The following is a 21285-nucleotide window of genomic DNA, read 5'->3' as shown; positions in this document are numbered from 1 at the left end:
CCGGATCACGTGCGGGCCGATAGAAACGAACGCATGACCTCCACCCCGGACACCGCGGACACCCCCGCCACCCCCTTCCACGACCTCGACGCCTTCACCGCCCTGCCGCGCGTCGCCGGTCTCACCCTCAGCCCGGACGGCGCCCGCCTGGTGACCACCGTCGCCACCCGTGACGCGAAGGGCACCGGCTACGCCACCGCCCTCTGGGAGGTCGACCCCGCGGGCGAGCGCCCCGCCCACCGCCTGACCCGCTCCCGCGAGGGCGAGGCCGGCGCGCAGTTCGCCGCGGACGGCACCCTCTTCTTCACCTCCGCCCGTCCCGACCCCGCCGACGCCGAGGCCGAGAAGCGCAGCGCCCTGTGGGCCCTGCCGGCCCGGGGCGGCGAGGCGCGCGTGGTGCTCTCCCGCCCGGGCGGCGTCGCCGCGGTCACGTGCGCGTCCGCAGCGGACCGCGTGGTCGTCACGGCGGACCGGCTGCTCGGCGCGACCACCGAGGCCGAGCACGCGGCCCTCGCGCAGACCCGCAAGGACGCCGGCGTGGACGCCATCCTGCACACCGGCTACCCCATCCGCTTCTGGGACCACGACCTCGGCCCCGCCCGCCCCGAGCTCTTCGTCCTCGAGCCCGGCCCGGACCCGCAGGGCGAGCCCGCCACCGACGCCGACGTCGCCGAGCCCGGCCCCGCCGCCTCCGGCCTGGCTCCCGAGGCCGACGACGTCGCGCACCACCTGCGCCACGTCTCCGGCTTCCCGCGCTCCCACGCGTTCGGGATCGGCGCGCAGGTGGCCCCGGACGGCTCGTTCCTGATCACCACGGCCGCCACCGCCGAGGCCCGCGGCAACGTGCGCGAGGGCACGGTGGTGCGCGTGGACCTGGCCACGGGCGAGCACCGCGTCCTGCACGACGTCCCCGGCGAGGACGTCTCCGTCGGTCCCGTCAGCCACGACGGCACGCGCGCCGTCGTCGTCCGCACCCTCGACTCCACGCCGCACTCCGCCGTGCACCCGCGCCTGTATGTGATGGACACGGCCACGGGCCAGACCACGCCCCTGGCCCACGGCTGGGACCGGTGGGCCGACGTCGTCGCGTGGCTGCCGGACGACTCCGCGGTGATCGCGCTCGCGGACTCCGAGGGTCGCCGCCCGGTGTTCCGCATCGAGGTGGCCACCGGCGCCGTCGCGCAGGTGACCCGGGAGGACGAGGCGTGGACCGACGTCGTGCTCTCCCCGGACGGGGCCACGGCCTACGGCGTCCGCTCCTCCTACCTGTTCCCGCCGGAGGTGGCGCGGATCGACCTGGCCACGGGCGAGGCCAGGCGCCTGCCGAACCCCGTGGAGCGCCCCGCGATCCCGGGCACCCTCGAGGACGTGGAGACCGTCGCCGAGGACGGCACGCGCGTGCGCGGCTGGCTCGTGCTCCCCGAGGGGGAGCCGCCGGCCGGCGGCCACCCGCTGCTGCTGTGGATCCACGGCGGTCCGCTGGGCTCGTGGAACGCGTGGAGCTGGCGCTGGACCCCGTGGATCATGGCGGCGCGCGGCTACGCGGTGCTGCTGCCGGACCCGGCGCTGTCCACGGGCTACGGCCAGGACTTCATCGAACGCGGCTGGGGCCGCTGGGGTCAGGCGCCCTACACGGACCTGATGGCGCTCACGGACGCCGTCGTGGCGCGTGAGGACGTCGACGGCGACCGCACCGCCGCCATGGGCGGCTCGTTCGGCGGCTACATGGCGAACTGGGTGGCCGGGCACACCGATCGGTTCCGGTGCGTGGTCACGCACGCCTCGCTGTGGGCGCTGGACGGCTTCGGCCCGACGACGGACGCCGCGTTCTACTGGGCCCGCGAGATGGACGAGCAGATGCAGCAGGAGAACTCTCCGCACCGGTTCGTGGGGGAGATCGTCTCTCCGATGCTCGTCATCCACGGCGACAAGGACTACCGCGTGCCGATCGGCGAGGGGCTGCGCCTGTGGTCGGACCTGCTGGCGAAGTCCGGGCGGCCGGCCGCCGCGGACGGCACCACCGACCACCGGTTCCTCTACTTCCCGCACGAGAACCACTGGATCCTCGCCCCGCAGCACGCGAAGGTCTGGTACGAGGTCGTCCTCGGCTTCCTGGGCGAGCACGTCCTCGGCGACGGCGCCCCGACGGCCCCGGAGACGCTGGGACTGACGCGGCCGTCGTCGACGGCGGGCTGAGCCGCCGGGTGTGGCCGCCGCGGCGCTGGAGCACGTCAGGCCTGGTGCAGGGCTAGGCGCTCGTGCACAGCGCGGACCGTCGGATTGCGCCATGCCTCGACCGTGACCATGAGCCAGTACTCCATCCGGTGGCGGAAGACGTTCGGCAGGATGGGGACCAGGTCGGGGTCATCGCCTGCGCAGAAGTCGGGCAGCAGCCCGATGCCGGCCCCGGCCCGGGTCGCCGCCACTTGGGCCATGACACTGGTCGAGCTGGCACCGGTCCGCATGTGTCGAAGCGATTCGCGCGCGGCGTCCAGGGATTCGGTGCTCAGTTCCGTCTCCACGTAGTAGACGAGCGGGTGGTCGCCCAGGTCGGCCAGGTCCTGTGGAGCACCGTGCCGTCGGACGTAGTCCTCGGACGCGTAGAGCCGGAGTTCGTAGTCGCGGAGGAAGCGGGTCAGGGCACGGGACTGCCCGGGGTGGCCGACGGTGACCACCATGTCCAGGTCCGTGTGTGACATGCGGCCCCGCGCCGGGTTCGTCCGGATCTGGACCTGCAGGCGGGGATGAGCGGTTTGGAGCTCGGCGATGCTCGGCGCCGCGAATGCCACGGCGAACGCCTCGGGAACTCCGAGACGGATGACCCCGTGGAGGTCGCCTCGGTGCCGACCCGTCAGAGGCTCCACGGCGGCTTCGAGCGCGCGCGCGGCAGCGAGCGCTTCTTCGCCCAGTGGCGTCACCTCCATCCCTGCAGGACCCCGGACGACGACCCGGCCGCCCAGGGCCGCCTCGAGCGCCTTCAAGCGGCGTGTGACCGTCGTCCGATTCACCTGCAGTTCCTCCGCGGCTGCATCGAGGCGACCCTCTCGGACGACGAGGAGGAGGGTGACCAGCCCTTCCATCTGGGTGACGGCTTTCCAGCGCTCCATCGGCTGATGATGCACGAATGCACATCATCCGTGCAATTTCCCCTCTCGAAGATGCATTGATACCCGCACGCACCCCCCTTAGTGTGAGCTGCACCACAGGACAGCAACGCAGGAGGCTGGATTGAGATGACTCGTTTCGCTTGGATCGGACTCGGGAACATGGGTGCACCCATGGCTGGCAACCTGGTCGCGTCCGGCCATCCAGTCAGGGGCTACGACCTGAGTGACGCGGCGCGGGAGGACGCGCGGAAGGTGGGCGTGGACGTCGTCGGCTCCATTGCGGAGGCGGTTGCCGACGCCGACGTGGTGGTGACGATGCTTCCGAAGGGCCAGCACGTGCGCGACGTGCTCTCCCAGGACGGCGGGGTGTTCAGCAACGCACGTCCGGGGACGCTCATCATGGACTCGTCCACCGTGGACATCGAGACGTCCCGCTGGTGTCACGAGGAAGCGCCCAAGCACGGCGTGCGCTTCGTCGATGCCCCGGTGAGCGGGGGCACGTCCGGGGCCGCTGCCGCGACCCTCGCGTTCATGATCGGCGGAAGCGAGGCCGATGTCGCCGAAGCCCTGGAGCACGTGAAGCCGATGTCGGGCAAGGCGTTCGCCGCGGGCGGGCCGACGGCGGGCATCGCCGCCAAAATCGCCAACAACATGATGCTGTTCATCACGCAGATGGCGGCGTCCGAAGGGTCCCAGCTCGCGAAACACCTGGGACTGGACCCGAAGACCTTTTGGGAGATCACGACGGCCTCATCCGGCATGTCCTGGTCGCAGCAGACGTGGTATCCCGTCGCGGGGGTCGTTCCGAGTGCCGCCGCCAACAACAACTTCGAGGCCAGCTTCCGAGCGGACCTGGCCATCAAGGACGTCACCTTGGCGGTGGATGCGGGAAAGGCCGCTGGCCTTCACCTCGAGGCGGCGTCTCTCGCCCAAGAGCAACTGCACCGGCTGCGTGACGAAGGCCTGGGTGACAAGGACTGCACCCTCGTCGTGAAGTACGTGACGCCTGGCAAGAGCCAGGCCGAGATCTGAACGATTCCACGCATACACGCAGGAGCTGAGCATGACCACCATGTCCGCAGGAAAGACCACCGTCATCGAACACTTCATCGGGGGGAAGGCTCGGGGCGGCGACCGCACCACCCCCGTTTACAACCCGGCGACGGGCCAGCAGATCGCTGAGCTCGTCCAGGCGCCGGCGTCTCGGGTCGACGAAGCCGTGCGGGACGCGGTGCGCGCACAGCGGGAGTGGCGGCGCGTCGGGTTGGTGAAGCGTTCGAAGATCATGTTTCGGGCCCGGGAAATCATCGACGCGCGGAAGGACGAGCTGGCTCGGATCATCACGAGAGAACACGGCAAGGTCCACTCCGACGCACTCGGCGAGATCGCGCGGGGGATGGAGAACGTCGAGTTCTGCGCCGGGCTCCTGCACCACATGAAGGGGGAGTTCGCCGAGCAGGTGGCCGACGGTGTCGACGTCAAGCAGATCCGGCAGCCGGTGGGGGTGGTTGCGTGCATCACGCCCTTCAACTTCCCTGCCATGGTGCCGCTCTGGATGTTCACCACGGCGATCGCTGCCGGCAACGCCGTCGTCCTCAAGCCGAGCGAGCGCGACCCTTCAGCCGCCAACTGGCTGGCTGAGGTCTTTCTGGAGGCGGGCCTGCCCGAGGGCATCCTGAATGTCGTCCACGGCGACAAGGAGGCGGTGGACGCGCTCCTCAGCCACCCGCAGGTCAAGGCTGTCTCCTTTGTGGGTTCGACGCCGGTGGCCCATCACATCTACACGACGGCCGCGAACGAGGGGAAGCGCGTTCAGGCTTTGGGCGGGGCCAAGAACCACATGGTCGTCATGCCGGACGCCGACCTCGAGAGCGCGGCCGCCGCGGCTGTCTCGGCCGCCTTCGGTTCTGCCGGCGAGCGCTGCATGGCGATCTCGGTGGCGGTGGTGGTGGGCGACATCGCCGACCAGTTCGTCGACCGGGTCACGGAACTGGCCCGGGCACTCGTCGTCCGTCCGGGCGACCAGCCCGAAGCCGAGATGGGCCCGCTCATCACCCGCGACGCGCTGGAGCGGGTCACGTCCTATGTGGACGGCGCCGCGCAGGAGGGTGGAACGCTCGTGCTGGACGGGAGGACCCACGACGTGCCGACCGAGGGCTTCTTCATTGGGCCCAGCATCGTCGACCATGTCCGGCCGGGCATGAAGGTCTACGACGACGAGATCTTCGGCCCCGTGCTGGCGATCGTGCGCGTGGACACGTATGAGGACGCGGTCGACCTGATCAACGAGAACCGGTTCGCGAACGGCACGTCGGTGTTCACCCGCGATGGGAAGACCGTGCGCTCGTTCGAGTACGACATCGAAGTCGGCATGGTCGGGGTGAACATCCCGATCCCCGTCCCGGTGGGCTCGTTCAGTTTCGGAGGCTGGAAGGACTCGCTGTTCGGGGACACGCACATGTACGGCCCCGAGGGGTTCAACTTCTACACCCGGCGAAAGGTCGTCTCCTCTCGTTGGCCCGAGGCCAGCGAGTCCCAAGTCGACCTCGGGTTCCCCTCCCACTGAGCCGTCGGCTCACTGACAACCTCGTGAGATGAACACTCCATGATCATCGGATTCCTGGGCATCATCCTCTCCTTGCTCCTCCTCATCACCATGGCCTACCGGGGGACCTCGGTGGTCATCGCGGCCCCGGTGTGCGCCGCCGTGGCGATGGTCTTCTCGGGGGCGCCGTTCCTGGCGACATACACGGACATCTTCATGCCCGCGCTGGGCAAGTTCATCACCAGCTACTTCCCGATCTTCGTGACCGGAGCGATCTTCGGACGGCTGATGTCGATCACCGGGTACGCCCGCGCCGTCGCCCAGGTCATCACCCGGTGGCTGCGCCCTCAGCGGGCCATCCTGGCGACGGTGTTCACCGCCGCCATCCTGACGTATGGCGGCGTGAGTGTGTTCGTGGCCGTGTTCGTGATGTTCCCCCTCGCGAAGGAACTCTTCCGGATGGCTGACCTGCCGCGGCGGATGATCCCCGCCACGATCGCGCTGGGCATCCTGACCTTCACGATGACGGCCGTCCCGGGGACGCCTCAGATCCAGAACATCATCCCGGGGCAGTTCTTCGGCACAGGCACGTTTGCCGCGCCGATCGTCGGCGTGGTGGGAAGCGTCCTGATGCTCGGCCTCGGCCTGCTTTGGCTGCACTTCCGGGTCGGACGGCTCGTCGCGGCAGGGGAACGGTTCGGCCACCTGACCGACCTGGAGCGGGCAGCGGGCGTGGGCGAGGCGAACGCGGGGAAGGCCGCCGGCCCGACCGGTGACGCCGCCGTCGGCACTCTGGTGAAGGAGTCCGAGGCCGGGGAGGTGCTCCTTCCCGAGCCACGGAACGCGCTGCTGCCCTTCCTGCCGATCCTGGCGGTCTTCGTGGTCAACCTGCTGGCGACGACGGTTGTCTTCCCGGCCATGGACTGGGGGTATCTCCAGGAGGAGAAGTACGGTGGGGCCACTCTGGCCGGCCGGTCTGCGGTCTGGGCCGTCCTCTCGGCACTGCTGGCCGCCGTGGCGATCATCGTCCTGCTCAACCTCCGCCATCTGCGTGTGATCTGGGAGAACTTCATCGTGGGTGCCCAGCGGTCACTGGTGCCCATCTTCAGCACCGCGTCGGAGGTGGGCTACGGAGCGGTGATCGCCTCTCTGCCGGCCTTCGCCATCGTCAAGAACGGCATCCTGGCGCCCGGCATGAACGCCCTGGCGGCGACGGCGATCTCCACTTCGGTCATCGCCGGCATCACGGGCTCGGCCTCGGGCGGCATGACGATCGCGTTGAACGCCATCGGCGAGGACCTCCGGTCTCTGGCGGTCGAGCAGGGCTACAGCCTCGAGTTGCTCCACCGAGTCACCGCGATGGCATCCGGAGGTCTCGACTCGATGCCCCACAACGGGGCCGTGATCACTCTGCTCCTCGTGTGTGGCATGACGCACCGCGAGTCGTACAAGGACGTGGCGATGATCACACTCGTGATCCCTGTACTGGCCGTCGCTGTGATCGTCCTTGGGGCACTCGCCGTCGGCTGACGCCGATCCGATCTGTCCTCGCGGCCGGGCGCGGCGCTGCGTGACCGTGCCGCGCCTGGAACCGTCACCGGCTGTTCACCGGACGGGCCGTCTGTGGCCGGAGGGGGGCCACCCGGCCGACACCCGGATCTGGCCCACTGGAGCGGTCATCCCCCTCCCGGAAAGGACCGTCCCATGACCTCCGTCCGTCGTCACGCCGCCCGAGGCCTCGTGGCCCTCGCCGCCGCCGTCGCCGTCAGCGCCCCGCTGGCCGCCCCGGCCGTCGCCGCCCCCGCCGCACCGACGGCCCCGGCCGCCGCGCAGTCCGTCACGGGCAAGCCCGTGGCGCGCCCCGAGGTCGTGGGCCACCGTGGCGCCTCCGGCTACCGCCCCGAGCACACCCTGGCCGCCTACGAGCTGGCCGCCGCCCAGGGTGCGGACGTGATCGAGCCGGACCTGGTCTCCACCAAGGACGGCGTGCTCGTGGTCCGCCACGAGAACCTGATCGACGGCACCACGGACGTCGCCCAGCGACCCGAGTTCGCGGACCGCAAGACCACCAAGGTCGTCGACGGCGTGGCCCTCACCGGCTGGTTCACCGAGGACTTCACCCTCGCCGAGCTCAAGACCCTGCGCGCCAAGGAGCGCCTGCCGCAGGTCCGCCCCGAGTCCGCGTCCTACGACGGCCGGTACCAGGTGCCCACCTTCGAGGAGGTGCTCGAGCTGCGGGAGCGCCTCTCTGCCCGGTACGGCCGCGAGATCGGCGTCATCCCCGAGATCAAGCACCCCACCTACTTCGACTCCATCGGCCTGTCCATGGAGGAGCGCGTCGTCGAGCTGCTCGACGAGCACGGCCTGAACAAGCGCAACGCCCCCGCCACCGTGCAGTCCTTCGAGCTCGCCAACCTGCGCGATCTCAACGAGAACCTCGGCCTCAAGGCCGAGACGGTGTTCCTCTCCAGCGTCACCGGCGCACCCTATGACTCCGTGGCCGCCGGCGACGAACTCCGCGACTACGACTTCTACGAGACCGCCGCGGGCATGCGCGAGGTCCGCGCGGCCGGCGTCGACACGCTCGGCCCGGCCTTCGCGCAGATCATCACCAAGGAGAAGGACGGCTCGATGGGCGAGGAGACCGCGTTCGTCTCCCTCGCCCACCGCGCGGGCCTTGAGGTGGTGCCGTACACCTTCCGCGCCGAGAACCAGTTCCTCTACACGGAGTTCCGCTCCTCCACGGACCCGAACGCGCGGGGCGACATGGTCGGCATGATCCAGCCGTTCCTCGACGCCGGCATCGACGGCTTCTTCACCGACCACCCCGACCTCGGCGTGCAGGCCGTGGACACCTGGATGCAGGGCAAGAAGGAGCACCCGGGCCGGGGCGTCGGCAAGACCGCCCAGCGGGGCCTGAAGGCGCGCTGACCCCGTCCTGACCGGAGACGATCCCGGCGGACCCGAGGTCTTCCGGCACGGTCCCGGCGGTGCTTACCTTGGCGCTCAAGACCGGTGGGCCCGGTGACGTGGACGGCCAGAAGGGCCGGCCATGAGGGCCGCCGACCCGGACGAAGGAAGGCACAGCATGACGACGAACACGCCGAAGAACGCCCACGGCTCCTCAGCCGAGGGCCGTGACGCCAAGGACCAGGCGAAGGACAAGGCCCAGCAGGCCGCGGGCGAGGCCCAGGGCCAGGCGAAGGCCGTGGCCCACGACGCCAAGGACAAGGCCCAGGACCTCGCGGCCACCGCCAAGCACGAGGCCGGCCAGGTGAAGGACGAGGCCGCTGACCAGGTGCAGTCGCTGGTCGGCTCCGCCCAGGAGCAGGTCGGCGCGCAGGTGCAGACCCAGCAGGAGCGGCTCGCGGGCCAGGTGCGCAGCTACACCGACGACCTGCACCGCGTGGTCTCCGGTGAGCAGCCGCAGACCGACCTGGTGCGCCAGGGCGTCGCCTCGGTGGCGGACCGTGCCGAGGCCCTGACCCAGCGCCTGGAGACCGCTTCCCCGCAGGACCTGCTGCAGGACGTGCGCGGCTTCGCCGCTCGCCGCCCGGGCACGTTCCTGGCCCTCGCCCTGGGCGCCGGGCTGGTGGCCGGTCGACTGACGCGCGGCATCCGCGACGCCGCCCAGCCCGGCTCCGCCGCCTCCACCGCGCCGCGCCGTCGCGAGACCCGTCCGGACGCGGTGCACGCCGACGTGACCCCGCACCACCTGGACTCGCAGGCCCCGGCCTACTCGAGCGATTCGCTCTCCCAGGCCGATGGCCGCGTCACGGACGGCGCCGGGCCCCGCCGCGCGGCCGGCGTCGGGGACACCCCGTACGGCACGCAGGCGCCGGTCCAGCAGGGCCTGACCGCCGAGCGGCCGTTCGACCAGACCCGGCCCGGGGGTGACGCATGAGCACCGCCCACGAACCGTTCCGCGACGCGACGCCGCACTCCGGCGCGCACACCCCGCCGCCCACGCAGGCGGAGTTCCGCGCCGAGCACGAGAGCCTCGGCGAGATGTTCCAGAGCCTGTCGGCCAAGCTGTCGACGCTGGTCAGCCAGGAGATCGCCCTGGCCAAGGCCGAGGCCACCGAGTCCGCGAAGAAGGCCGGCAAGGGGGCGGGGCTGCTGGCCGGCGCCGCCGTCGGCGGCTTCTTCCTGCTGATGTTCCTGTCCCTCGCCCTGATGCACCTGCTCGACGTGTTCCTGCCGATCGGCTGGGCCGCGCTGATCGTGGCCGTGCTGTGGGGCGTCGTGGCGGCCGTGCTGGCCGTGCAGGGCAAGAAGGACATCGAGAAGATCAAGGGTCTGCCGCAGACCCAGGAGACGCTTCAGGAGATCCCCGAGACCCTGAACCCCGCGAAGGAGACGCGATGACCACGAGCAACAACCCCGATGAGATCCGCGCCGACATCGAGCGTACGCGCCGCGAGCTCGGCCAGGACGTGGACGCCCTCGCCGAGAAGGTGAGCCCCACGAAGGCCGTGTCCCGGCAGACCAACCGCATCAAGGACGGCTTCATCCACGCGAAGGAGAACATCATGGGCTCCCCGGAGCAGCACCGCCACGAGCCCTCGCTGGGCGATCGCGCCCACGGGGTGATCGACGACGCCCGGGCCTCCGCGTACGACGCGGCCGGCCAGGCCCAGGACCGCCTGGGCGACGCCGGCGACCGGGTGTCCGAGTGGGCCGACGACGCCCAGCACGCCCTGCACCAGGCCCCGGCTCAGCTGCGCGGCCGCACCGCGGGCAACCCGTTGGCCGCCGGGCTGATCGCCTTCGGTGCCGGCCTGCTGCTCAGCTCGCTGATCCCCGCCTCACGCGCGGAGCAGCGCGCCGCGGAGGGCCTCAAGGACCAGGCCGCCCCGCTGGTGGACGAGGCCAAGCAGGCCGCCCAGCAGCTGCGCGAGGACCTCGAGCCCGCCGCCCGCGAGGCCGCCGGGAGCGTGAAGGAGTCGGCCGCCGAGGCCGCTTCCCACCTCAAGGAGCAGGGCACGGACACGGCGCAGGGCCTCAAGGCGGAGTCCCAGGACGCCGCCCGCCAGGTGAAGGACACCGCGAAGGACGCCTGAGCCCGACTCGAGCACGACGCCGGCCGGTCCCGTTGACGGGACCGGCCGGCGTCGCGCGTGGCGGGGCCGAATCCGGCCCGCGGCTCAGGCCTTGGACCAGATGCGCGTGGTGAGGCGGAAGTCCTCCCCGAGGCCCCGTGCCTAGACTCGGAGGGTGACCCCTCTCGACCGCGTCCCCGACCAGCGCCCCGTCCCCGCCGGCACCGGCCTGACCCTCGAGGACGCCCTCCCCGCTCCCGTGACGGCCGAGGCCGACGGCGTCTCCGCGCGCCCGCGTCTGGCCCGGACCGTCGCCGAGATGCGCTCCGCTCTCCGTGAGCTCGTCGCCCACGCCACGGACGACGGCGACGCCGAGCCCGTCACCGTCGGCCTGATCCCCACGATGGGCGCCCTCCACGGCGGCCACGCGGCCCTGGTGCGGCGGGCCCGCGCCGAGAACGACGTCGTCGCGGTCAGCATCTTCGTGAACCCGCTCCAGTTCGGCGATCCGGCCGACCTGGAGCACTATCCGCGCACCCTGGACGCGGACCTGGACCTGCTGGCGGCGGCGGGCGCCGACGTCGTGTTCGCCCCGGACGTGCAGGAGATGTACCCGGGCTACCCGGACGCGCCGATCGTCACCGTCTCCGCCGGCCGCATGGGGGAGGTCCTCGAGGGCGCCTCCCGCCCGGGCCACTTCGACGGCGTGGCCACCGTCGTGGCGAAGCTGTGGAACATCGTGCGCCCGGCGGCGCCGGTCCTGCGCAGCTACTTCGGCCAGAAGGACGCGCAGCAGCTCACCGTCCTGCGCCGCCTGGCCACGGACCTCGACATCGACGTCGACGTCCGCGCCGTGCCCATCGTCCGCTCGCCCGAGGGCCTCGCGCTCTCCAGCCGCAACACCCGCCTGGACGCCGCGGGCCTGGAGCACGCGCTCGTCCTCAGCCGCGCCCTGCGCTCCCTGGCCGACGCCGCGGCGTCCGGTGAACCCGTCGACGTCCAGGCCGCGCGCCGGATGGTCGAGGACGAGCCGGGCGTCGAGCTGGACCACCTCGTGGTGGTGGACCGGGACACCTTCGCCGAGCTCGGTCCGGAGCTGCTGTGCCAGCCGCTGCGCCGCGAGGCCCTCGCCCTCGTGGCCGCGCACGTGCCGCCCGTCCGGCTGATCGACACCATGGTGCTGCCCGCCGCGGGGCCCCTGCCGTGACCCCGGAGCGTCTCGCCGCCGCCTTCGACAGCCCCTCGCCCACGCTCGCCGCGACGCTGCTGGGGTGCCGGCTGACCGTCGTCGCCCCGGACGGCGCCGTCACCGTGCGGCTGACCGAGACCGAGGCGTACGGGAACGCGGGAGCGGACCCCGGCGCCCACTCGTTCCGCGGCCGCACCGAGCGCAATGCCGCGCTGTTCGGGCCGCCGCGGCGCACGTACGTGTACCTGAACTACGGCATCCACCGCTGCCTGAACCTGGTGGGCCACCCCGAGGGGGAGGCCGGCGGTGTGCTGCTGCGTGCGGCCGAGGTGCTCGCAGGAGGGGACCTCGCGGTGGCCCGCCGTGGCCGGGACACCGGCCCCAAGCTGCTCTCCGGCCCGGGCAACCTCGGCCAGGGCCTCGGCATCACCCTGGAGATGGGCCACGCGCCCGTGGAGATCGTCGCCGCGCCGCCGGAAGTGGCCGACGACGGCGGCACCCCGGCCCGCCTCGCCGCGCCGGCCGCGCCCGCCCGCTTCCTCCTGGCCCCGCCCGCGCCCCGCGATCCGGCCGAGCCGCCGATCGAGGTCGTGACGGGCCCGCGCGTCGGCGTCTCGGGGGAGGGTGGCTCCGTGCGCTTCCCGTGGCGGTTCAGCGTGGCCGGCCACCGCAGCGTGTCCGCGTTCCGGCGTGGCCGCAACGTGCCGGACTGAGCCTCAGACCTTGTCGCCCGCCCCGGCCCCGTGCCTAGGTTGATCCCATGACCGAGATGAACAAGACCGCCCACGGCGAGACCCAGCAGACCGTCACCCGGACCATCGACGCGTCCGCCAAGGACGTGTTCGACTTCCTGACCCTGCCCGCGAACCACGCGAAGTTCGACGGCTCGGGCATGGTGCAGTCGGACGACAAGACCCAGCGCATCCAGAAGGTCGGCGACGTGTTCACCATGAACATGCACGCGGAGCACATGGGGGGCGACTACCAGACGGACAACCACGTGGTCGCCTACGACCCGAACAAGCTGGTCGGCTGGAAGACCGCCCCCGCCGGCACCGAGCCCAAGGGCTGGCAGTGGGTCTACCGGCTCGAGGACAACGGCTCCGGCAGCACGGACGTGTCCCTCACCTACGACTGGACCGACGTCACCGACCCGGAGCTGCTGGAGAAGAACCTCTTCCCGATGGTCTCCGAGGAGCAGATGGAGGAGTCGCTCGCGAAGCTGGCCGCCGAGGTCGGCTGACCCCCGCTTCCCGACGGCGGCCCCCGGGCCGGCCGTCCCCACGACGCCGGGCACGCACCCGACCAGGGTGCGTGCCCGTCGTCGTGTCCGGTGTCACGGCTAGAGTGCCGTGCGAGACCGTCCCACCCCCCCCACGTCCAGGAGGATCCGCCGTGACCGCCACCGCCGAGCCCCGCGTCCCGTCGCCGCGCGAGGACCTGTACCGCCACGTCAACGCCGGGTGGCTGGACACCCATGAGATCCCCGCGCACCAGGGTGCCTACGGCGCGTTCCTCGAGCTGCGGGACGCGGCCGAGCTCGCCGTCCGGCACCTGTGCGAGGACGCCGTGCGCGAGGTCGGCGCGGGCTTCGACCCCGCCCAGGCGCGCGTGCAGGCCACGGCCGCGGCCGGCGCGCACCGGGACGTCCCGCTCGCGCCGCTGGATGCGGAGGACACGGAGGGCATGGAGCATCCGGTGCTCAAGCGCCGGATCGCCGCGCTGTACGCCTCCTTCATGGACGACGAGACCGTGGAGGCCCGCGGCCTCGAGCCGATCGCCTCGGACCTGGCGGCGGTGGCCACCGTGACCACCCCCGCGGAGCTGCTCGCCCTCTCCGGGCGATTGCAGCGTCAGGGCGTCTCCGGCCTCATCAACACCGGCGCACTCAACGACGCCGGGAACCCGGACCGCATGCTCCTGCACCTGCTCCAGGGCGGTCTGGGCCTGCCGGACGAGTCCTACTACCGGGACGAGGCCTACGCCGAGATCCTCGCGCAGTACACCGAGCACACCGGCCGCCTGCTGGCGCTGGCCGGGATCGGTGCGGACCGGGACGAGGCCGCCGCGCTGGGCGTCCGGGTGGTGGAGCTGGAGAAGCGCATCGCCGCCCTGCACTGGGACCTGGTCCGCAGCCGGGACGCCGTGGCCCGCTACAACCCCATGACCCACGACCGGCTGACGGAGCTCTTCCCCCTGGCCGAGGCCTGGCTCGAGGGTGTGGACGCCGCGGGCGAGCGCGCCGCGGAGGTCGTGGTGTGGCAGCCGGACTTCCTCTCCGGTGTGCAGGGGCTGCTCGAGGGACCCGAGGCCGCCGACCTCGAGGACTGGCGTCACTGGCTGATCCTGCAGGTGCTGCGCTCCTTCGCCGGGTTCCTGCCGGACGCGTTCGTGCAGGAGAACTTCTCCTTCTACGGCCGCCGCCTGGCCGGCACCGAGGAGGTCCGCCCCCGTTGGAAGCGCGCGGTCGCGTTCGTCAACGGGGCGGCCGGCGAGGACGTGGCGCAGCTCTACGTGGCCCGCCACTTCCCGCAGGGCCACGTGGCCGCGATGGACGAGCTCGTGGGCCTGCTCCAGGAGGCCTATCGCCGGTCCATCGAGGAGCTCGAGTGGATGGGCGAGGAGACCCGTCAGCGGGCGCTCGAGAAGCTGGCGATGTTCCGCCCCATGGTGGGCTACCCCTCGAAGTGGCTGGACTACTCCGCCCTCGAGGTCCACGCCGGCGACCTGCTGGGCAACGCCCGCTCCTCCTCGGAGCTCGAGTGGGAGCGGGACCTGCGCAAGATCGCGGACGGGCCGGACCCGGAGGAGTGGCACATGACGCCGCAGACGGTGAACGCGTACTACTCCCCGCTCGAGAACGCCATCGTCTTCCCGGCCGCCATCCTGCAGCCCCCGTTCTTCGACCCCGAGGCCTCGATGGCCGCGAACCTGGGGGCGATCGGCGCTGTGATCGGCCACGAGATCGGCCACGGCTTCGACGACCAGGGTTCGCGGTACGACGGCGCCGGTCGGCTCGAGGACTGGTGGACCGAGGAGGACCGCGCGGCGTTCACCGAGCGCACCTCCCGGCTGGTGGCCCAGTACAACGCGCTCTCCCCGGCCGAGGCCCCGGACCACCGCGTCAACGGCGAGTTCACCCTGGGGGAGAACATCGGCGACCTCGGCGGCCTGGGCATCGCCCACCGCGCCTTGGAGATCTGGCGGGACGAGGGCGACGGCGCCTCCCTCGACGCCGCGGCGGGGGACCGCGAGTTCTTCACCGCCTGGGCCACCGTGTGGCGTCAGCTCACGCGACCGGAGGCCATGGTCACCCGCATCGCCTCGGACCCGCACTCGCCCAACGAGTTCCGCTGCAACCAGGTGGTCAAGAACATCGACGCCTTCCACGAGGCGTTCGGCACGCGCGAGGGGGATCCCATGTGGCTGGCCCCGGAGGAGCGCGTCACCATCTGGTGATCCCGCCCGCCGGCCGGGCCCGCGGGTCCGGCCGGCGGCTCACTCGGACTCGGCGGGGTCCTGCATCCGGGTCTGACGCTCGGCGGCCAGCCGGTCCAGCAGGCGCGTCAGCGTCCGGATGTCCTCGCGGTCCCAGCGCGCCAGGTCGTCGCGCAGCCCGCGACCCGCCGGGCCGCCGCGCACCGCGTCGAGGCGGGCGAGCCCCTCGGGGCTGGCGCTCAGGAGGGCGGAGCGGCGGTCCCGCGGGTCCGGCTCGCGGGTGATCAGCCCGGCAGCCTCGAGGTCGCGGACCATGCGGGAGACCTGGGCGCGGTCCACCAGCAGGCCCTCGGCCACGGCCGAGGGCGTCATGGTCCCCTCGTTGGCCAGCATCATGAACGCCTTCATCGCCCCGACGGACAGGGCCGGGCTGAGGGCCGCCGCGTAGCGGGCCATCACCTGGCGGTGCTGCAGGACCAGACGCGAGAACGCCTGCTCGAGCCCCTGGACGGCGGCCTCGAAGCCCGCGTCGTCGCCGCCTCCGCCCGAGTCCGGGGCGCCGTCAGCCACGGCGGGCCCGGACCAGCGCGGTGACGACGGCCGCCAGCAGGGCCGTCCCCGCCACGGCCAGCGTCGCGGGGACGACGGGCCGGCCGGCCACCGGCGACGCCGTCGCCGGGCGCTCGGCCGTCACCGCCCGGGACTCCTCCGGGTCCTCGGCCGGATGCTGCCCCTGCGCCGCGGTCACCACGGGGGTCGGGCCGGTCGCGGGCAGCGTCTGCATGGCCTCGGCCGTGGAGTGGGTGGCCAGGTCGGCGCGGGTGGCGTGGAGACGCTCGGAGGTGGTCATGCGGCCCAGCGGGATGTTCGGCAGGAACAGGATCGCGATCAGCGCGACGATCGCGAGCGGCACGCCCACGAGGAACGCGTGGGAGATGCCGGTGGCGTAGACGTCCTCGAAGATCGAGCGCAGGCCGTCGGGCATCTCCGCCACGCGCGGCAGGGTGCTGGACTGCAGGCTCTCGGACCACTCGGCGGCGTCCGGGCCCAGGCTGCGCAGGGCCGCGGCGAGGTCCGCGCGGCGCTCCTCGATGCGGTCCGGGACCACGTTGGACACCACGGCGCCCATCACGGCGACACCGATGCTGCCGCCCAGGGTGCGGAAGAAGGTGACGCCGGAGCTGGCGACGCCCATCTGCCGCGGGTCGGTGGTGTTCTGCACCACGAGCACGAGGTTCTGCATGGTCATGCCGACGCCGGCGCCGAGCAGGAACATGTAGAGGGACACCAGCCAGAAGGAGGTGTCGTAGTGCAGGGTGCCGAGCAGGGCGGTGCCGGCGATCAGCAGGACGGCGCCGATCACGAGCCAGCGCTTCCACACGCCGGTGCGGGTGATGAGGCCGCCGATCACCGTGGAGGACACGAGCAGGCCGAGGATCATCGGGATGGTCATGAGGCCGGCCTGGGTCGGCGTCGCGCCGCGGGCCAGCTGCATGTACTGGGCCAGGTAGACGGAGGAGCCGAACATGGCCAGGCCCGTGGCGATCGAGGCGATCGTCGCGAGGGTGAAGGTGCGGTCGCGGAAGAGGGTGAGCGGGATGAGCGGCTCGGCGACGCGCAGCTCGGTCACGACGAACAGGACGGTGGCGACGGCGACGCCGCCGAGCATCCACGCGGTGGTGGTGCTGGCCCAGTCGAAGTCGCGACCGGCTCTGGTGACCCAGATCAGCAGCAGCGCAGTGGCCGCGGTCAGGAACACGATGCCGAGGTAGTCGATGGACACCTTCTGGCGCTCGCGTTGCGGGAGGTGGAGGGTGCGCTGCACCATCACCAGGGCGACGACGGCGAAGGGCACCGCCACGAAGAAGTTCCAGCGCCAGCCCCACAGGTCGGTGATCACGCCGCCGGCGAGCGGGCCGCCCACCGTGGCCACGGCCATCACGGCGCCGAACAGGCCCATGTAGCGGCCGCGCTCACGCGGGCTGATGATGTCCGCCATGATCACCTGGCTGAGCGCGACGAGGCCGCCGCCGCCCAGTCCCTGCACGGTGCGGCAGACGATCAGGAAGGTCGGATCGTGGGTGAACCCAGCCGCCGCGGAGGCGGCGACGAAGATCGCCAGCGCGACCTGGAAGAGGACCTTGCGGTTGACGAGGTCGGCCAGCTTGCCCCAGATCGGGGTGGCGATGGCCGTGGCGAGCAGGGCCGAGGTGATGACCCAGGTGTAGGCGGTCTGGTCGCCGCCGATGTCGTGGATGATCACCGGCATCGACGTCGAGACTACCGTGTTGGCGATCATCGAGACGAACATGCCCAGCAGGAGGCCGGTCAGGGCCTGGAGCACGGAGCGGTGGCGCGCGGCGTCGGCGGCGGCGCGCTCGAGCGAGGGGGCGCCGGCCGGCGCGACGGCCTCGGGGGCGGGGGAGGTTGGGGTCATGGGGTCCTTCGGCGGGAGGGGCGGCGCGGTGATTGACATGAGTCAATGATTGACGAGAGTCAATCATAAGGGGCGTCGGACCGGGCCGCACCCGCCGTCCGCGGTTAGCCTGGTCACGCCGGACGACGCCGCGTCCTCCCCCCGATCCGAGAGTGAGGCCCCGCCGTGACCCCCCGTTTCCTGCTCATGACCCGCCTCCCTGAGCCCGGGCTCGGGATGCTGCGCGAGGCCGGAGAGGTGGTGGACGGCGCCGACGTCGGAGGGGACGCCGCGCTCGCGCGGCTGGTGGCCTCGGGGGACTACGACGTCGTCGTCGCGGCCCTGGACCAGAAGTTCACCGCCGACGTGCTCGCCGACGCGCGGATCAGGGGCATCGCCAACTACGCGGTCGGCTACAACAACGTGGACGTGGCCGCCGCGACGCGGCGGGGGATCGCCGTCGGCAACACCCCGGACGTGCTCACGGACGCCACCGCGGACATCGCGATGCTCCTGATCCTCGGGGTGACCCGCCGTGCCCCCGAGGGCGAGCGGATGGTGCGCGAGGGGCGCTTCCACGGCTGGGCGCCGGACCTGCTCGTGGGCCGGGACGTGCGCGGCGCGACCCTGGGCCTGGCCGGTTTCGGGCGGATCGGCAAGGCGGTGGCCGAGCGCGCGCTCGCCTTCGGCATGGACGTCGTGTTCGCGCCGCGGCCTCCCGCGCACCGGGAGGTGGCGGCCGAGGAGCTCGGCGACCTCGCCGGCCGCGTCCGTCAGGTCCGCTGGGAGGAGCTCGTCGAGGTCGCGGACGTCCTCTCCCTCCACGTGCCCCTGACGGACGACACCCACCACCTCGTGGATGCGGAGGTGATCGCGAAGATGAAGGACGACGCCGTCCTCGTCAACACGGCCCGCGGGCCCGTGGTGGACGAGGTGGCCCTCGTCACAGCCCTGCGCGAGGGACGGCTCTTCGGCGCCGGCCTGGACGTCTACGAGGACGAGCCCGCCCTGGCCCCGGGCCTGGCCGAGCTGGAGAACGTGATGCTCCTGCCGCACCTGGGCTCCGCCACCCGGGACACCCGCGCCGCAATGGCCGAGCTGGCCGCGCGCAACGCGATCGCCATGGCCACGGGCGCGGAGGTCCCGGCCCTCGTCAACCCCGAGGTGCGCGGCTGACCGGCGGGGCGCCGTCGGTAGACTCGGGGACCGTGACCACCCAGAACTCCGCCTCCGCCGCCGTCGACCACCACGATCAGCAGGCCGTCCGCGCCGCCAAGCGTGAGCAGCTGCTCGCCTCGGGCCGTGAGGCCTACCCCGTGCAGGTGCCGCGCACCCACGCGCTGGCCGAGGTGCGTGAGCGGTTCGACGGCCACGAGCCCGACTGGACCTCGGGCGAGACCGTGTCGGTGACCGGGCGCGTCGTCTTCCTCCGCAACACCGGCAAGCTCTGCTTCGCCACCCTGCAGGAGTCCGGCGCGGACGGGGAGGCCGTCCGCCTCCAGGTCATGGTGTCCCTGGCCGCCGTCGGTGAGGAGTCCCTGGCCGAGTGGAAGAAGGTCGTGGACCTGGGCGACTTCCTGTCCGTCACCGGCGAGGTGATCGTCTCGCGCCGCGGCGAGCTGTCCATCATGGCCTCGGCGTGGGAGATGGCCTCCAAGGCGCTGCGCCCCCTGCCCGTGCTGCACGCGGACCTGAACGAGGAGACCCGCGTCCGCCAGCGCTACGCGGACCTGATCGTGCGCGACGAGGCCCGCCGCATGGTCTACACCCGCGCCAAGGTCACCTCGGCGGTGCGGCGCACCCTCGAGGGCCACGGCTACGTGGAGGTGGAGACCCCGATGCTCCAGCTCGTCCACGGCGGCGCCCTCGCACGTCCCTTCGAGACGCACCTCAACGCGTTCGACCAGCCGATGACCCTGCGCATCGCCACCGAGCTGTACCTCAAGCGCGCCGTCGTCGGCGGCATCGACCGCGTGTTCGAGATCGGCCGCGTGTTCCGCAACGAGGGCGTGGACTCGACCCACTCGCCCGAGTTCACCACCCTCGAGTCCTATGAGGCATGGGCGGACATGCACGTGATGGCCGAGCGCATGCAGGAGATCATCCTCAACGCCGCGGACGCGGTGGGCGCCGGGCGTCGGCTCGAGACCGCGAAGGGCGTCATCGACCTCGACGGCGAGTGGGCCTGGGTCGCCGTGTACCCGGGGCTGTCCGAAGCCGTGGGCCGCGAGATCACCCCGGACACGGACGCCGGGACCCTGCGGGCGATCGCCGCGGAGCACGAGGTCAAGGTGGACCCCGCGTGGGACGCGGAGAAGCTCGTGATCGAGCTGTTCGGCGAGATCGTGGAGCCCACCCTGATGAACCCCACGTTCGTGTACGACTACCCGCCGGCCGCCCAGCCGCTCGCGCGCCCGCACCGCTCGGACGACCGGGTCATCGAGGCCTGGGACCTGATCATCGGCGGCATGGAGCGCGGCACCGCGTTCTCCGAGCTGATCGACCCCGTCATCCAGCGCGAGCGCCTGACCGCCCAGTCGGCGATGGCGGCCGCCGGCGACGACGAGGCGATGCAGCTGGACGAGGACTTCCTGCGCGCCCTCGAGTACGGCGCCCCGCCCATGGGCGGCATCGGCCTGGGCATCGACCGCCTGGTGATGCTGTTCACGGACGCCGGCATCCGCGAGACCATCCTCTTCCCGCTGCTCAAGCCGGAGGCCTGACATGGCCGACTTCTGGGACTACTTCTCCGTCCTCGCCCCCTCGATCGGCCTCGGGCTCATCTTCTGGCTGGTGATGCGCTCCCTGCTGCGTTCGGACACGGGTGAGCGCGAGAGTCAGGCCCGCCGGCTCTCGGGCGCGGACGCGCGGGCGGCCCGCGAGGAGGCCGAGGCCCGTGAGTGGGCGGCCCGACGCCGAGCCGAGGGAGGGCCGGAGGCCGATCCGGAGGACCGCGCCCGCTGAGATTCCTTCCCCGGCGTTGAAGAATCCTTCTGCCCGGTTTTGTTGCGGTATTCTTGACTCACCACAAGTGCACGGCCGGAATCGTGAGCACGCGGGAAAGAAGCCCGAGAGCGAAGACCGGAACCCAGGGACACGCGCACGAGAGAAGAAAGTGGGAATCACCGTTGGCACAGAAGGTAGAAGTGGTCCTCGTGGATGATCTTGACGGTTCGCCTGCAGATGAGACCGTGAACTTCGCATTGGACGGTCGCAATTACGAGATCGACCTGTCGAAGGAGCACGCCGCAGAACTCCGTGAGTTCCTGAAGCCCTACATGAAGAAGGGCCGCGCCGTGGCGCCGCCGTCGCCCAAGGTCGAGGCCGCCCAGATCCGCAAGTGGGCGGCCGAGAACGGCTACGAGGTCTCGAGCCGGGGCCGTCTGCACCGCGACGTGGTGGAGGCCTACCGCAACGCGAAGCGCAAGTGAGCGTCCCGCCCGGGTGCGTCGAGGAATCGGCGTCCCCGGGCCTCGTTCCGGCCCCTCCCGACGACGGCCGGGCCGCTTCTCCCGCTGGCGAACAGCCGCGCGGCACGCGGTCCGGGT

Annotated in this window: 19 protein-coding genes; 16 read left to right on the top strand and 3 right to left on the bottom strand. The window is 71.9% G+C overall.

Translation table 11 applies throughout. From position 1 onward, the window contains the following. Positions 1-33 precede the first annotated feature (33 nt). A complete protein-coding gene (locus tag NR073_RS06550) occupies positions 34-2196 on the top strand; it encodes an alpha/beta fold hydrolase (protein WP_101965653.1) in 2163 nt (720 codons plus the stop codon). 35 nt (positions 2197-2231) lie between these two features. On the opposite strand, the gene NR073_RS06545 is transcribed toward NR073_RS06550, so the two are convergent. After that, entirely contained in the window at positions 2232-3122 is an 891-nt protein-coding gene (locus NR073_RS06545; protein ID WP_101965652.1) for a LysR family transcriptional regulator, read from the bottom strand. Positions 3123-3233: 111 nt separating this feature from the next. Here NR073_RS06545 and NR073_RS06540 point away from each other — a divergent pair, with 111 nt between their 5' ends. The 11 genes from NR073_RS06540 to NR073_RS06490 all read left to right on the top strand — a co-directional run bounded on the left by NR073_RS06540 (position 3234) and on the right by NR073_RS06490 (position 15342). Further along, a complete protein-coding gene (locus NR073_RS06540) occupies positions 3234-4139 on the top strand; it encodes an NAD(P)-dependent oxidoreductase (RefSeq protein ID WP_101965651.1) in 906 nt (301 codons plus the stop codon). 31 nt (positions 4140-4170) lie between these two features. Further along, positions 4171-5673: a CoA-acylating methylmalonate-semialdehyde dehydrogenase gene (locus tag NR073_RS06535; protein WP_101965650.1), complete on the top strand. Its 1503-nt coding sequence runs from the start codon at positions 4171-4173 to the stop codon at positions 5671-5673. Positions 5674-5784: 111 nt separating this feature from the next. Then, entirely contained in the window at positions 5785-7182 is a 1398-nt protein-coding gene (locus tag NR073_RS06530; protein WP_256748685.1) for a GntP family permease, read from the top strand. A 174-nt stretch (positions 7183-7356) separates the two neighbouring features. After that, a complete protein-coding gene (locus tag NR073_RS06525) occupies positions 7357-8583 on the top strand; it encodes a glycerophosphodiester phosphodiesterase (RefSeq protein WP_217565052.1) in 1227 nt (408 codons plus the stop codon). 157 nt (positions 8584-8740) lie between these two features. Next, on the top strand, positions 8741-9556 hold the full coding sequence (locus NR073_RS06520; protein WP_217565059.1) for a hypothetical protein: 816 nt from the start codon (positions 8741-8743) through the stop codon (positions 9554-9556). Beyond that, on the top strand, positions 9553-10020 hold the full coding sequence (locus NR073_RS06515) for a phage holin family protein (RefSeq protein ID WP_036314802.1): 468 nt from the start codon (positions 9553-9555) through the stop codon (positions 10018-10020). The genes NR073_RS06520 and NR073_RS06515 overlap by 4 nt, the downstream gene beginning before the upstream one ends. Continuing rightward, positions 10017-10715, top strand: coding sequence for a DUF3618 domain-containing protein (locus NR073_RS06510; protein WP_069941095.1), 699 nt, complete (start codon positions 10017-10019; stop codon positions 10713-10715). The genes NR073_RS06515 and NR073_RS06510 overlap by 4 nt, the downstream gene beginning before the upstream one ends. A gap of 154 nt (positions 10716-10869) precedes the next feature. Next, a complete protein-coding gene (gene panC / locus NR073_RS06505; protein WP_036338460.1) occupies positions 10870-11901 on the top strand; it encodes a pantoate--beta-alanine ligase in 1032 nt (343 codons plus the stop codon). Continuing rightward, on the top strand, positions 11898-12596 hold the full coding sequence (locus NR073_RS06500; RefSeq protein WP_063189126.1) for a DNA-3-methyladenine glycosylase: 699 nt from the start codon (positions 11898-11900) through the stop codon (positions 12594-12596). Before panC ends, NR073_RS06500 begins: the two co-directional genes overlap by 4 nt. A gap of 47 nt (positions 12597-12643) precedes the next feature. Beyond that, positions 12644-13126 carry an SRPBCC family protein gene (locus tag NR073_RS06495; protein ID WP_036314813.1) on the top strand — a complete coding sequence of 161 codons (483 nt, stop codon included), beginning with the start codon at positions 12644-12646 and terminating at the stop codon, positions 13124-13126. Between the two features lie 152 nt (positions 13127-13278). Continuing rightward, positions 13279-15342, top strand: coding sequence for a M13 family metallopeptidase (locus NR073_RS06490; RefSeq protein ID WP_063189124.1), 2064 nt, complete (start codon positions 13279-13281; stop codon positions 15340-15342). 39 nt (positions 15343-15381) lie between these two features. Here NR073_RS06490 and NR073_RS06485 read toward each other — a convergent pair whose 3' ends face one another. Both NR073_RS06485 and NR073_RS06480 read right to left on the bottom strand, forming a co-directional pair. Next, a complete protein-coding gene (locus NR073_RS06485; RefSeq protein WP_102708235.1) occupies positions 15382-15891 on the bottom strand; it encodes a MarR family winged helix-turn-helix transcriptional regulator in 510 nt (169 codons plus the stop codon). Continuing rightward, a complete protein-coding gene (locus NR073_RS06480; RefSeq protein WP_256748684.1) occupies positions 15884-17758 on the bottom strand; it encodes an MDR family MFS transporter in 1875 nt (624 codons plus the stop codon). Before NR073_RS06480 ends, NR073_RS06485 begins: the two co-directional genes overlap by 8 nt. A gap of 165 nt (positions 17759-17923) precedes the next feature. Here NR073_RS06480 and NR073_RS06475 point away from each other — a divergent pair, with 165 nt between their 5' ends. The 4 genes from NR073_RS06475 to NR073_RS06460 all read left to right on the top strand — a co-directional run bounded on the left by NR073_RS06475 (position 17924) and on the right by NR073_RS06460 (position 21168). Beyond that, positions 17924-18913 carry a D-glycerate dehydrogenase gene (locus NR073_RS06475; RefSeq protein WP_036336792.1) on the top strand — a complete coding sequence of 330 codons (990 nt, stop codon included), beginning with the start codon at positions 17924-17926 and terminating at the stop codon, positions 18911-18913. A gap of 32 nt (positions 18914-18945) precedes the next feature. Then, positions 18946-20460 carry a lysine--tRNA ligase gene (gene lysS / locus NR073_RS06470; RefSeq protein WP_036336790.1) on the top strand — a complete coding sequence of 505 codons (1515 nt, stop codon included), beginning with the start codon at positions 18946-18948 and terminating at the stop codon, positions 20458-20460. Between the two features lies 1 nt (position 20461). Next, complete coding sequence (locus tag NR073_RS06465) at positions 20462-20701, top strand: hypothetical protein (RefSeq protein WP_002856071.1); 240 nt, start codon at positions 20462-20464, stop codon at positions 20699-20701. Between the two features lie 164 nt (positions 20702-20865). Next, entirely contained in the window at positions 20866-21168 is a 303-nt protein-coding gene (locus NR073_RS06460) for an Lsr2 family protein (protein WP_036314827.1), read from the top strand. Positions 21169-21285: the final 117 nt, after the last annotated feature.

This window comes from Micrococcus sp. Mcc28, from assembly GCF_024519775.1.
Lineage (GTDB): Bacteria > Actinomycetota > Actinomycetes > Actinomycetales > Micrococcaceae > Micrococcus > Micrococcus luteus.
Note: the sequence above shows the minus strand (reverse complement) of the source record. Positions and strands in the feature narration are given on the sequence as shown.